Below are 12,286 nucleotides of genomic sequence, written 5' to 3' on the forward strand. Positions count from 1 at the left end.
GAGAAGGACAGGATGAGGGGCGTGAGCTTTCCGGAGAGGTCACGCCTCTCACTTCAACCCTCTCCCAAAGGGAGAGGGAGCCGGTCGGCCCCCGATCCGAAACCGAGCCGCCGAGTGTGTGAACCTGGATCGGAGCGAGGAACGGCACGATGAGCAAGGGTCTGCGAAAGGGTCTCACCAGCTACGGCGATGCCGGGTTCTCGCTGTTCCTGCGCAAGGCCTTCATCAAGGCGGCGGGCTATTCCGACGACGCCCTCGACCGGCCGATCGTCGGCATCACCAACACGGCCAGCGACTTCAATCCATGCCACGGCAACGTGCCGGCGCTGATCGAGGCGGCCAAGCGCGGTGTCATGCTCGCCGGCGCGATGCCGATGGTGTTCCCCACCATCTCGATCCACGAGAGCTTCGCGCACCCGACCTCGATGTTCCTGCGCAACCTGATGGCGATGGAGACCGAGGAGATGATCCGCGCCCAGCCGATGGACGCGGTGATCGTCATCGGCGGCTGCGACAAGACGCTTCCGGCTCAGATCATGGCCGCGGCCAGCGCCGACCTGCCGACGGTGGTGATCCCGACCGGGCCGATGGTGGTGGGCCACCACAAGGGCGAGGTTTTGGGCGCCTGCACCGATTGCCGCCGGCTCTGGAGCGCGCACCGCGCCGGCCAGCTCGACGAGGCCGAGATCGCCGCCGTCGAGGGCCGGCTCGCGCCCTCCGTCGGCACCTGCATGGTGATGGGCACGGCCAGCACCATGGCCTGCATCGCCGAGGCGCTCGGCCTGTCGCTGCCGATGTCGGCGACGATCCCCGCCCCGCACGCCGAGCGCATCCGCCTCGCCGAGGCGAGCGGCCGGCGCGCCGCCGAGATGGCGGCCTCTGGCGCTCCCCGCCCGAGCGAGCTCCTGACGCCGGACGCCTTCCGCAACGCGCAGGTGGTGCTCCAGGCGATCGGCGGCTCGACCAACGGGCTGATCCACCTCACCGCCATCGCCAACCGCACGCCGCACGGAATCGACCTCGACGCCTTCGACCGGCTCGGCCGTGCGGTGCCGGTGCTGGTCGACCTGAAGCCGTCCGGCGACCACTACATGGAGCATTTCCACCATGCCGGCGGCGTCCCGAAGCTGATGGCGCAGCTCGGGGACCTGATCGACCTCGACGCCGGGACGGTGGCCGGCGGGACGCTCCGCGACGTGGCCGCGGCGGCCGAGGACGTCCCGGGCCAGACGGTGATCCGGTCGCGGGACAACCCGATCAAGCCGCTGGGCGCGATGGCGGTGCTGCACGGCAACCTCGCGCCGCGGGGCGCCGTGATCAAGCACAGCGCCGCAAGCCCGGCGCTGCTCCAGCACGAGGGCCGCGCGGTGGTGTTCGCCTCGATCCCCGACATGACCGCGCGGATCGACGATCCCGACCTCGACGTCGGCCCCGACGACGTGCTCGTCCTGCAGAACGCGGGCCCCAAGGGCGCGCCCGGCATGCCCGAGGCCGGCTACCTGCCGATCCCGAAGAAGATCCTCGCCGCTGGGGTGAAGGACATGGTCCGCATCTCCGATGCGCGGATGAGCGGCACCGCCTTCGGCACGATCGTGCTGCACGTCACCCCGGAATCGGCCGACGGCGGCCCGCTCGGGCTCGTCCGCACCGGCGACCGCATCCGCCTCGACACGGCGGCCCGTCGCATCGATCTCCTGGTGGACGACGCCGAGCTGGAGCGGCGCCGGTCCGAGGCGGGTCCGGCCGAGCGCCCGGCCTGGGCCGCCCGCGGCTACGCGCGCCTGCTCTACGAGACGGTCGAGCAGGCCGACGCGGGCTGCGACTTCGGTTTCATGCGCGCGTCGCCGGAGACCGGCTGAACGCCGCGACCGGCGTCAGCGTCCCGCCCCGGGCAGGACGACCTCCGCGCGCAGGCCCCCTTGCGGCAGGTTGTGCAGCCGGATCTCGCCGCCATGCGCGCGGATCGCCGAGCGCGCGATGGCGAGCCCGAGGCCGGTGCCGCCGGTCTCGTCGCTGCGCGAATCGTCGAGCCGGGCGAAGGGCTCGAACATCGCCTCGACCCGGTCGGCAGGGATGCCCGGCCCGTCGTCCTCGACCCGGATGCGCACGTCCGCGCCGTCGCGATCGAGCGCGAGGCGCGCGCGTCGCCCGTAGCGGACCGCATTCTCGACGAGGTTGTCGAGCGCCCGCCTCAGGGCGTCGGGCCGGCCGGCGAAGGGAAGGGCTTCTGGGGCCGACAGGGTGACGTCGCGGCCGAGCGCGGCGTGGTCCGAGGCCAGCGTGCGGGCGAGCTCGGCGAGGTCGAGGGGGCCGCTCGCCTGCGAGGCGGCGTCGTCGCGGGCGAAGGACAGCGTCGCCTCCACCATCCGCTTCATGTCGCCCAGCGTCCGCACCATGCCGGCGCGGAGGTCCTCGTCCTCCACCATCTCCGCGCGCAGCCACAGCGAGGCGATCGGCGTGCGCAGGTCGTGGCTGACGGCGGCGAGCATCCGGGTGCGATCGTCGACGTAGGCCCGGAGCCGTGCCTGCATCCGGTTGAAGGCGATCGTCATCGTCCGCAGTTCCGCGGGGCCCGATTCCGGCAACGGCGCGACCATCGTGCCGCGCCCGGCCTCCTCGGCGGCCTGCGCCAGGGCTGTCACCGGCCCGACCACCCCGCGCAGCCCAAGACCGACCACGGCGAGCACGGCGACGACGCTGGCGGCGATCTGGAACAGGCCGATCCGCATCCAGGGCGGCGTCGGCAGCGCGACCGGCGCCTCGCCGTTGAGCCAGCGCCCGTCGGCGAGGTGCACCGAGACCTGGAGCGCCTCCGGCTTGGCCCGGCGCCCCTCGGCCGGCGGGTCGTCGGCGACGTCGCGCCTGACCGAGTCGCGCTTGACCAGGAGCAGGCGCGCCTCGGTCGCATCCGCCTGCAGGCGGCGGTCGAGGCCGTGCGCCAGCCGGGCCTCGTCGGCGTCCATCGCCCCGTCGGGGACGAGGCTCGCCGGGCCGATCGAGAAGTGGTGCCTGGGCGAGTTGAAGGCCGCGATGGTTCCTGGGACCGCGTCCGCCGGCACCGTGTCGAGCAGGCGGACGAGGATGGCGATGCGGTCGATCACCTGGGTGCGGCCGGCGGCGCGCCCGACGCGGGTCGCCTCGCTCGCGAACATCGCGAAGGCCGCGGCCTGCGCGGCCACCACCGCCAGCACCAGGAGCAGCGCCAGCCGCCAGACGAGCGAGCGCGGCACGAGGCGGCTCACCGGACCTCCCGCACGTCGGTGGCGAAGACGTAGCCGCCGCCCCACACCGTCTTGAGCAGCTCGGGATGGGCGGGATCGCGCTCGAGCTTGCGCCGAAGCCGGCTGACCTGGTTGTCGATGCTGCGGTCGAAGGCCTGGGCGGTGCGGCCGCTCGTCAGGTCGAGGAGCTGGTCGCGCGACAGCACCACCCGCGGGCGCCGCACCAGCGCGGCGAGCAGGCGGAACTCCGCGGTGCTGAGCACGACCGCCTCGCCCGCCCCGTCGACGAGCTCGCGCCGGTCGCTATCCAGGATCCAGCGGTCGAAGGCGAGGCGCCGCGCGCCGGGTTCGGCGCGCTCGCGCGGCAGGGCGGCGGCCCGGCGCAGCAGGTTCTTCACCCGGGCGAGCAGCTCCCGCGGGTCGAACGGCTTGGTCACGTAGTCGTCCGCGCCGATCTCCAGCCCGACGATGCGGTCGGTCTGCTCGGCCATCGCCGTCAGCAGGATCACCGGCGTGTCGTGCACCTCGCGGATGTGGCGACAGAGCGAGAGCCCGTCCTCGCCGGGCATCATCACGTCGAGGACGACGAGGTCGATGGCGCTGGTGCCGAGGATCGCCCGCGCCGCCGCGGCGTCGGCCGCCACGCTCACCCGCAGGTCGTGCCGGCGCAGGTAGGCGGCCAGCGGATCGCGGATGTCGCGGTGGTCGTCGACGACCAGCAGGTGGGCAGCGTCCATGTCGTCGAGCCTTCGTCGTCGGGCCTTCCGCCGGCCGATCCTAGCGGCCGGGCCGGCCGGACCGCGCGGAAACAACGTCGCAAGATGTAACCGCCCGCCGGGCCTGCGACAGCTCGGCAAGAAAGTCTTCGAACCTGGGATCGTTGCGCGACAGGCGGGCGCGACGGTCCGATCCAGGCCGCCGGTTCGGCGCGCCGCGAGGGATCGAAGCGATGACCACGGATGCGGTCCTTGCACTCAACAGGTTCGGGATCGGCGCACGGCCGGGCGAGACCGCCCGCATCGCCGGCGATCCGCGCGGATGGCTCGCCGCGCAGCTGTCCCAGCCCGCGGCGGCCCTGATCGACGATCCCGCGCTCCTGCCGTCCGATGCGGCGGCTCGCAGCCTCGCGCAGGCCCGGAACGCCAAGCGGGACCGGGCAGCGGCCGAACCCGCTTCGATGCCGGCTGCGCCCCCCCAGCCCGCGCCTCCGCCGTCCGCCGACCCCGGGCAGGTCCGGCGAACCATCGAGCGCGCCGAGGTCGAGGCCCGGCTCGCGCACGGCGCGGCGACGGAGGCCGGCTTCGTCGAGCGGCTGGCGCTTTTCTTCGCCAACCACTTCGCGGTCTCGAGCGACAAGGGGCCGGTCCGCGTGCTGGCCGGCGCCTTCGAGCGCGAGGCGATCCGCCCGCACGTGCTCGGGCGCTTCGCCGACATGCTGCGGGCGGTGCAGCGCCACCCGGCGATGCTGGTCTACCTCGACAATCAGCGCTCCGTCGGCCCCGGCTCCCCGGCCGGGGCACGGCGCGGCCTCGGCCTCAACGAGAACCTCGCCCGCGAGACGCTGGAGCTGCACACGCTCGGCGTCGACGGCGGCTACGGCCAGGCCGACGTCACGGCGCTGGCCGGGGTTCTCACCGGCCGGGGCTGGGTGCCGCCGCGGGCCGACCGGCCGGATGCCGGGCGCTTCCTGTTCGCCGCGAGCCGGCACGAGCCCGGCCCGGCGACGATCCTCGGCCGGACCTACGAACCGGGCGGCCTGGAGCAGGGCGACGCGGTGTTGGACGCGCTCGCGCGCCATCCGGCGACGGCCCGCCATCTCGCCCGCAAGCTCGCGACCCACTTCATCGCCGACGATCCGCCCGAGGGCGCGGTGGCGCGGCTCGCCGCCGCCTATCGCGACGGCGACGGCGATCTCGCCGCGATGGCCGCCGAGCTGGTCGCGACGCCGGAGGCGTGGGAGCCGGCGCCGCGCAAGTTCAAGACGCCCTACGAGTTCGTGCTGAGCGCGCTCCGGCTCGTCCCCGGTGCCGACCGACGCGACGGCCACGTGCCGCGGGCGCTCGCCGCCTTCGGGCAGCGCACCTTCGCGCCGCCGAGCCCCCGCGGCTGGCCGGACGCCGCCGCCGAATGGCTCGCGCCGCACGCCTTCAAGGCCCGGATCGATTGGGCCGCCGAAGCCTGCGAGCGGGCGCCGCCCGCCGGCAACCCGGTCGCGCTCGCCGAGGACGCGTTCGGTCCGCTGCTCTCCGCGCCGACCCGGCGCGAGATCGCCCGGGCCGAGACCGGGGCGCAGGGCCTCGCCCTGCTCCTGATGAGCCCGGAATTCCAGCGGAGATAGCGCGATGCGGCTCAACCCACCGACCTGCGGCAGCCTGCCGACCCGTCGCGGCCTGCTCGCCGCCGGCTCGACGCTCGCGGCCGCCGGCCTGATGCCGCGGATCGCTTCGGCCGCGACCCGCGACCCGCGCTTCGTCTTCGTGATCCTGCGCGGCGCGCTCGACGGTCTCGCTTTCCTCCCGGCGATCGGCGATCCGGCCTATGCCGCCTTGCGCGGCCCGCTGGCGCTGCCGGCGTCGGGCGCCGGCGCGGCGCTGCCGCTCGGCGGCCTGTTCGGCCTCAACCCGAACCTGCCGTTCCTCAAGGGGCTGTTCGATGCCCGCGAGGCCTTGATGCTGCACGCGGTGGCGACGCCCTATCGCGAGCGTTCGCATTTCGACGGGCAGGACGTCCTGGAGAACGGCACCCCGAGCCCGAACGGCAGCGGGACCGGCTGGCTCAATCGCGCGGCCGCCCTGCTGCCGTCCGCCGGCCCGGCCCGCGGACGCGACCTCTTCGCCTGCGGCGCGACGGTGCCCCTGGTGATGCGCGGGCCCGCCCCGGTGATGAGCTGGTCGCCCGGCAACCTGCGCGCGCCGCTCGACGACACGGTGATGCGGCTGGAGCGTCTCTACGGCGAGCGCGATCCGGCCCTGCTGGCGGCGCTGACCGAAAGCAACCGTCTCGACGCGATGCTGCCGGAGGGGGGGCAAGCGGTCGGCGGTCCCGGCCGCATCTACGCCACCCTGGCCGCGGCGGCGGGGCGGATGCTCGCCCGCCCCGACGGGCCGCGGATCGCGACCCTGGCGCTCGACGGCTGGGACACCCATGCCGCGGAGGGGCCGGCCTCGGGCCGCCTCGCCCACCTCCTCAAGGCGCTCGACGACGCGCTGGCGGCGCTGAAGGCGGAGCTCGGCCCCGCCTGGGGCGACACCGTGGTCGCGGTCGCCACCGAGTTCGGCCGCACCGCGCACGCCAACGGCACCGACGGGACCGACCACGGCACCGCGGCGGCCGCCTTCCTCGCCGGCGGCGCGGTGGCCGGCGGGCGGGTCGTCGCCGACTGGCCGGGCCTCGCACCCGCGGCCCTGCTCGAGGGCCGCGACCTGCGCCCGACCACGGACCTGCGCGCCGTGCTGAAGGGCGTCCTGCGCGACCATCTCGGCCTCCCCGACCGGGCGCTGGCCGACACCGTCTTCCCGGGCAGCGGAGGCGTCGCGCCGACGCGCGACCTCCTCGCCTGATCCCCCGTTTCCGGGGTTCGAACCCGGAAGATCCCGGTGCGGCCGGACGGGCCGCGCCTTCCATGTCCAGGAGACTCGAATGGTGAGACGACGTCTCGGCGCCTGCATCCTCGCCGGCAGCTTGGCCGGCACCCTGGCCGCGGCCGCCCCGGCCTCGGCGCTTCCCCTCGCCGGGCTCGCCGGCCCGGACGCGACCATCGTCCAAGTCTACGGCGGCTGCGGCCCCTTCGGCCATCGCGGACCCTACGGCGGCTGCCGACCCGGCGGGCAGGCCGGCGGCTACGTCCGCGGCCGCTCGTGCCCGCCGGGCTTCCACATCGGCCCGGCCGGCCGACGCTGCCGGCCGAACCGCTTCTGACGACCCGTCACGAACGACCGATGCCGGCGGCGTGCCGCCGGCCCTCACCCGTCACAGGAGGATCCCATGAAGGCATCGTTCATCACCACCCCGGTCGCGGCGGGGATCGTCGCCCTCGGCCTCGTCGGCGCGAGCGCCGGCGTCGCCGAGGCCCGCGACGGCTGCGGCCCCGGATTCCACCGCGGGTTCTACGGCTATTGCCGCCCGAACTTCGGCTACCGGCCGTTCGTCTACCGTCGCTTCGTGCATCGCCCCGCCTTCTACGGCTACCGGCGCTTCGCCTACGGCCCGCGCTGGCATCGCTGGGGCGGCCACCGTCACGTCGGCTGGGGCGGCTGGCACCGCGGATGGGGCGGCCATCGCGGATGGGGCGGCCACCACGGCGGCTGGCATCATCGCTGGTGATCGCCGGTGCACGTGAACCTGAGCCGCGTCGCCGCCTTCGCAGCGGCGCGGTTCCCGACGACGCGCGCGCAGCCTATCCGACCAGGCCGGCGAGGTGCAGGAGGATGCCGGCCGCCGCGCAGGCCGCCAGCGTCGGGATCACGCCGGCCTTGAGCCGGAACACGGCGGCGAGCGCCGCGACGGCGAGGACGAGCGCCCACGGATTCAGGCTCGCGAGCACCGGAAGCTCGAGGCGGATCGGCCCGAGGGCGACGGGTTCGAGGCGGGCGAACAGCGTGTGCAGCGCGAACCAGACCGCGAGGTTCAGGATCACCCCGACCACCGCCGCCGTGATCGCCGAGAGCGCGCCGGCCAGCGCCCGGTCGCCGCGCAGGCGCTCGACGTAGGGCGCGCCGACGAAGATCCAGAGGAAGCACGGCGCGAAGGTGACCCAGGTGGTGAGCAGGCCCCCGAGCGTGCCGGCGAGCAGCGGCGGCAGGCTGCCCGGATTGCGGAACGCGGCGAGGAAGCCGACGAACTGCGTGACCATGATCAGCGGCCCCGGCGTCGTCTCGGCCATGCCGAGCCCGTCGAGCATCTCGCCCGGCCGGAGCCAGCCGAACTGCCCGACCGCCTGCTGGGCGACGTAGGCCAGCACCGCGTAGGCGCCGCCGAAGGTCACCATCGCCATCTTCGAGAAGAACAGGGCGATTTGCCCGAACACGTTGTCGGGCCCGAGGACGGCGACGATCGCCGCGACCGGCGCCAGCCAGAGGGCGGCCCAGACAACCGCCGTCAGGAGCGTGCGCGCGGGGGCGTCCCGCTCCTGCGGCAGCGCCGCGTCGCCGATGAGGTACGGTCCGGCATCCGTCCTGCCGGCCGCTCCGTGGCCGCCGCCGACCCGGAACTGCGGCAGGCCGGCCCGGCCCCCGAGATAGCCGGCGAGGCCCGCGGCCAGGACGATCAGCGGGAACGGCAGGTCGAACAGGAACAGCGCGACGAACGAGGCCGCCGCCAGCGCGACCATCGGTGCGCTCCTCAGGGCGCGCCGGCCGATGCGGAGCACCGCTTCGGCGACGATGGCCAGCACCGCCGCCTTCAACCCGAAGAACAGGCCGGCGACGACGCCGACGTTGCCCGACAGCGCGTAGACCCAGCTCAGCGCCATGATCGCGACGAGGCCCGGCAGCACGAACAGGCCGCCCGCGACCAGCCCGCCGCGCGTGCCGTGCATCAGCCAGCCGATATAGGTCGCGAGCTGCTGCGCCTCCGGCCCCGGAAGCAGCGTGCAGAAGTTCAGCGCGTGCAGGAAGCGGTCCTCGGAGATCCAGCGCCGCTCCTTGACCAGGATGCGGTGCATCACCGCGATCTGCCCGGCCGGGCCGCCGAAGGAGAGCGCGGCGATGCGGCCCCAGACGGGGACGGCCTCGGCGAGGCCGACCGCCGGCGGGGCCGTGCGGGGCGGCGCGGCGCGGCCGGGCATCGGGATCTCGGGGCCGTCGGCCATGTCGGGGTTCGCCTCCCACCCCGCCGCCTCGGCCGGGGCGTCCGGTGTGCTACGCGGTGGCGCGGGAGGCCAGCACCTTGTCGATCCGGCGCCCGTCCATGTCGATGACCTCGAAGCGCCAGCCGCCGGCCTCGAAGGCGTCGCCCGCCGCGGGGATGCGGCCGAGCTGGTAGATCACGTAGCCGGCCAGCGTCGTGAAGTCGTCGGAATCCGGCGGCTCGGCGAGCCCGAGCCGCTCGAACGCCTGGCGGGCCGGGATCATCCCGTCGATCAGGAGCGAGCCGTCGGCCCGCTCGACCACGTCGGGCTCCTCGCCGGGCTCCGGGATGTCGCCGGCGATCGCCTCGAGCAGGTCCGTCTGGGTGACGATGCCCTCCAGGGTGCCGTACTCGTCCACGACCACGGCCATGCGCATCGGCTGGCTCTGGAAGGTCTCCAGCACCGCCAGGATCGTCATGCTCTCGTGGACGACGATCGGCGCCTGCGTCGCGGAGGCGATGTCGATCGCCCGCCCGTCGAGCACCTGATCGAGAAGGTCCTGCTTGCGGACCACGCCGACGAGCTCGTCGACCTGGCCCCGGCTGACCACCACCTGGGCGTGCCCGCAGGCGCGCATGGCCTTGAGGATCGCCTCCTGCTCCGCGTCGGCGTCGACCCACTCGACCTCGTGGCGCGGGGTCATGATGTCGCTGACCCGGCGCTCGCCGATGGCGAAGATCCGCTCCACCGCCTCCTGCTGGACCTCGCGGATCAGGCCGGCCTCCTGGCTCGCCTGGATCAGCAGGTTGAGCTCGGCGGTCGAGTGCAGCGAGCCCTCGCCGTGGCCCGGCTGGAGGCCGAACAGCCGCAGCACGCCGTTGCCGAGCCCGTTGAGGAACAGGATCGCCGGCCGGAACACGAACAGGAACAGGGCCAGGGGGCGGACCACCGCGAGCGCGGTGCGCTCGCTGCGCTGGAGGGCGAGGCTCTTGGGCGCGAGCTCGCCGAGCACGATGTGCAGCGACGTGATCAGGGCGAAGGCGATCGCCACCGCGATGGAGTGGGCGGCCACCGGCCCGAGCGACAGCGGCAGCCCGTCGACCGCCGGCGCGATCAGGTGGGCGAGCGCCGGCTCGCCGACCCAGCCGAGCGCCAGCGACGACAGGGTGATGCCGAGCTGCGTCGCGGCGAGATGCGCATCGAGGCGGTCGGTCGCCCGCTGCAGCGCCGTCGCGTTCGCGCGCCGCTCGGAGACGAGCTCGGCGACGCGGCTCCGGCGTACCGAGACCAGGGCGAACTCCGCCGCCACGAAGAACCCGTTGGCCAGCACCAGGACGAGGACCGCGAGCAGCCCCAGCGCGGTCGCCCATGCATCGTCGGAAATTCGCCGTCTCCCCGCGTGTCGAACGCCCCGCCATAGCAGCCGGAGCGTCGCCCGGCCACGCCGAAGGTCGCGGAAGGCGGGCGGACCGTTCGATGTAAAATCAGAAACGATGCGTTTCCACCGTTTCGATTTCAATCGGACGGCGCAATCCTCAAGTGAGATCCATCAGCGCCCAGGGGCGCCAGGCAGGAGAAGCCTCATGTCCGAGATCGGCCTCCACCACGTCACCGCCTTTTCCGGCCCGGCGGCACGCAACCGCGACTTCTACACCCGCGTGCTCGGGCTGCGGCTCGTCAAGACGACCGTCAACTTCGACGACCCGGGCACCTACCATCTCTATTACGGCGACGAGGCCGGGCAGCCCGGCACGCTGCTGACCTTCTTCCCGATCGCGCATGCGGCCGCCGGCCGCGTCGGGGTCGGCGAGACGCAGGAGACCGCCTTCCGGGTGCCGCGGGCCTCGATCGGCTGGTGGATCCATCGCTTCGTCGCGATGAATGTCGACCACCAGGCGCCGTCGAGCGCGTTCGGCGAGCCGACCCTGCGCTTCCGCGATCCCGACGGGATGCGGCTGGCCCTGGTGGGCGTCGAGGAGGCCGGCCCGGCGCCGACCCGGGACGGCGGCGACGTGCCGGCCGAGCACGCGTTGCGCGGCCTTCACGGCGTCACGCTGCTCCTGGCCGAGGCCGGCCCGACGGCCGCGATCCTCACCGACGGCCTCGGGTTCCGCGAGGCCGCACGCGACGGCGCATCGATCCGCTACGCCGGCAGCGCGGCGGCCGGCGGGTTCGTGACGCTCGCCACGGCGGCCGACCGTTCGAGCGGGCGGCCGGGGGCCGGATCGGTGCACCACATCGCCTTCCGGGCGGCCGACGACGCGGCCCAGGCGGCGACGGTGGACCGGCTCGCGACCCACCACCGCCTCGCCGTGACCGAGCAGCGCGACCGACAGTACTTCCGCTCGGTGTATTTCCGCGAGCCCGGCGGCGTGCTGTTCGAGATCGCGACCGACGTGCCGGGCTTCACCGTCGACGAGCCGCTCGCCACCCTGGGCAGCGCCCTGAAGCTGCCCGCCGGCCTCGAGCCGCACCGGGCGCGGATCGCGGCCGCGCTGCCCGACCTCGCCTGATCCGTCGTCCCGCCCCGCGCGAATGCGGGGCGGGATCGTCCTGCCCCACGCTTTGGGAGCCCGAACATGCCCAACCCCGATCTCGGCTTCGTCCACCGCTTCGAGCCGGGCCGCGCCCCCGTCCGGCCCCTCCTCCTCCTGCACGGCACCGGCGGCGACGAGACCGACCTGCTGCCCCTCGGTCGCATGGTCGCTCCCGGCGCGGCCCTGCTGTCGCCGCGCGGGCCGGTCCTCGAGAACGGCATGCCGCGCTTCTTCCGCCGGCTGTCCGAGGGCGTGTTCGATGCTGCGGACGTGCGGCGCCGGGCGGCCGACCTCGCGGGGTTCGTCGCCGCGGCGCGGGCGCGCTACGGGCTTCCGGCGCCGTTGGCGCTCGGCTTCTCGAACGGCGCCAACATCGCCGCCGCGATACTGCTGCTGCACCCCGAGGCGCTGGCGGGCGCCGTGCTGCTCCGGGCGATGATGCCGCTGTCCGACCCCGCGCCGGCGGACCTCTCGGGCCGGCCGGTGCTGATGCTCTCGGGCGCGGCCGACCCGATCGTCCCGGGCGACAACGCGGCAGGGCTGGCCGCGCTGCTCGCCGCGGCCGGCGCCCGCGTCGAGCACGCGGTCCTCCCGGGCGGCCACGGCCTGTCGCAGGCCGACGTCACCCGGATCGAGGCCTGGATGACGCGCGAGGCGCCCCTGCCCTGACGCTCGGGCCGGGCGCGTTGCGCCCGCCCAGGGCCATCCCGTCGTCAGGCTCCGCCTCGGGGCGGCGCCTG

Annotated in this window: 11 protein-coding genes; 7 read left to right on the top strand and 4 right to left on the bottom strand. The window is 74.5% G+C overall.

The genetic code is table 11. The annotated features are described in order from the left end of the window. Nucleotides 1-149 precede the first annotated feature (149 nt). Entirely contained in the window at nucleotides 150-1,859 is a 1,710-nt protein-coding gene (locus tag MKK68_RS20370; protein WP_244032688.1) for an IlvD/Edd family dehydratase, read from the top strand. Nucleotides 1,860-1,874: 15 nt separating this feature from the next. On the opposite strand, the gene MKK68_RS29790 is transcribed toward MKK68_RS20370, so the two are convergent. Together MKK68_RS29790 and MKK68_RS20380 are read right to left on the bottom strand one after the other, a co-directional pair. Further along, nucleotides 1,875-3,242: an ATP-binding protein gene (locus MKK68_RS29790; RefSeq protein WP_244032690.1), complete on the bottom strand. Its 1,368-nt coding sequence runs from the start codon at nucleotides 3,240-3,242 to the stop codon at nucleotides 1,875-1,877. Beyond that, complete coding sequence (locus MKK68_RS20380; RefSeq protein WP_147844073.1) at nucleotides 3,239-3,958, bottom strand: response regulator; 720 nt, start codon at nucleotides 3,956-3,958, stop codon at nucleotides 3,239-3,241. Before MKK68_RS20380 ends, MKK68_RS29790 begins: the two co-directional genes overlap by 4 nt. A gap of 212 nt (nucleotides 3,959-4,170) precedes the next feature. Here MKK68_RS20380 and MKK68_RS20385 point away from each other — a divergent pair, with 212 nt between their 5' ends. From MKK68_RS20385 to MKK68_RS20400, 4 genes are all read left to right on the top strand, one after another. Beyond that, the gene (locus tag MKK68_RS20385; RefSeq protein ID WP_244032691.1) at nucleotides 4,171-5,559 is read left to right on the top strand and encodes a DUF1800 family protein; all 1,389 of its coding nucleotides are present in this window, start codon (nucleotides 4,171-4,173) and stop codon (nucleotides 5,557-5,559) included. A gap of 4 nt (nucleotides 5,560-5,563) precedes the next feature. Further along, nucleotides 5,564-6,781 (top strand): DUF1501 domain-containing protein, encoded by a 1,218-nt coding sequence (locus tag MKK68_RS20390; protein ID WP_244032693.1) that lies wholly within the window; start codon nucleotides 5,564-5,566, stop codon nucleotides 6,779-6,781. A 79-nt stretch (nucleotides 6,782-6,860) separates the two neighbouring features. Continuing rightward, nucleotides 6,861-7,139: a GCG_CRPN prefix-to-repeats domain-containing protein gene (locus MKK68_RS20395; protein WP_243932851.1), complete on the top strand. Its 279-nt coding sequence runs from the start codon at nucleotides 6,861-6,863 to the stop codon at nucleotides 7,137-7,139. Nucleotides 7,140-7,205: 66 nt separating this feature from the next. Further along, entirely contained in the window at nucleotides 7,206-7,544 is a 339-nt protein-coding gene (locus tag MKK68_RS20400; RefSeq protein WP_147843250.1) for a GCG_CRPN prefix-to-repeats domain-containing protein, read from the top strand. A gap of 73 nt (nucleotides 7,545-7,617) precedes the next feature. On the opposite strand, the gene chrA is transcribed toward MKK68_RS20400, so the two are convergent. Both chrA and MKK68_RS20410 read right to left on the bottom strand, forming a co-directional pair. After that, nucleotides 7,618-9,030: a chromate efflux transporter gene (gene chrA / locus MKK68_RS20405; protein WP_409567283.1), complete on the bottom strand. Its 1,413-nt coding sequence runs from the start codon at nucleotides 9,028-9,030 to the stop codon at nucleotides 7,618-7,620. A 49-nt stretch (nucleotides 9,031-9,079) separates the two neighbouring features. Then, entirely contained in the window at nucleotides 9,080-10,342 is a 1,263-nt protein-coding gene (locus MKK68_RS20410) for a hemolysin family protein (RefSeq protein WP_279593214.1), read from the bottom strand. Between the two features lie 250 nt (nucleotides 10,343-10,592). Between MKK68_RS20410 and MKK68_RS20415 the strand changes: the two genes are divergently transcribed. Continuing rightward, nucleotides 10,593-11,522: a ring-cleaving dioxygenase gene (locus MKK68_RS20415; RefSeq protein ID WP_244032695.1), complete on the top strand. Its 930-nt coding sequence runs from the start codon at nucleotides 10,593-10,595 to the stop codon at nucleotides 11,520-11,522. Between the two features lie 66 nt (nucleotides 11,523-11,588). Continuing rightward, the gene (locus MKK68_RS20420) at nucleotides 11,589-12,215 is read left to right on the top strand and encodes an alpha/beta hydrolase (RefSeq protein ID WP_244032697.1); all 627 of its coding nucleotides are present in this window, start codon (nucleotides 11,589-11,591) and stop codon (nucleotides 12,213-12,215) included. Nucleotides 12,216-12,286 lie beyond the last annotated feature (71 nt).

It is taken from the genome of Methylobacterium sp. E-016 (assembly GCF_022829745.1).
GTDB lineage: Bacteria > Pseudomonadota > Alphaproteobacteria > Rhizobiales > Beijerinckiaceae > Methylobacterium.

Coding starts and splice junctions, on each gene's coding strand:
- MKK68_RS20400 (WP_147843250.1), top strand. CDS start 7,206: ATGAAGGCATCGTTCATCACCACCCCGGTCGCGGCGGGGATCGTCGCC.
- MKK68_RS20420 (WP_244032697.1), top strand. CDS start 11,589: ATGCCCAACCCCGATCTCGGCTTCGTCCACCGCTTCGAGCCGGGCCGC.
- MKK68_RS20370 (WP_244032688.1), top strand. CDS start 150: ATGAGCAAGGGTCTGCGAAAGGGTCTCACCAGCTACGGCGATGCCGGG.
- MKK68_RS20395 (WP_243932851.1), top strand. CDS start 6,861: ATGGTGAGACGACGTCTCGGCGCCTGCATCCTCGCCGGCAGCTTGGCC.
- MKK68_RS20385 (WP_244032691.1), top strand. CDS start 4,171: ATGACCACGGATGCGGTCCTTGCACTCAACAGGTTCGGGATCGGCGCA.
- chrA (WP_409567283.1), bottom strand. CDS start 9,030: ATGGCCGACGGCCCCGAGATCCCGATGCCCGGCCGCGCCGCGCCGCCC.
- MKK68_RS20415 (WP_244032695.1), top strand. CDS start 10,593: ATGTCCGAGATCGGCCTCCACCACGTCACCGCCTTTTCCGGCCCGGCG.
- MKK68_RS20380 (WP_147844073.1), bottom strand. CDS start 3,958: ATGGACGCTGCCCACCTGCTGGTCGTCGACGACCACCGCGACATCCGC.
- MKK68_RS20390 (WP_244032693.1), top strand. CDS start 5,564: ATGCGGCTCAACCCACCGACCTGCGGCAGCCTGCCGACCCGTCGCGGC.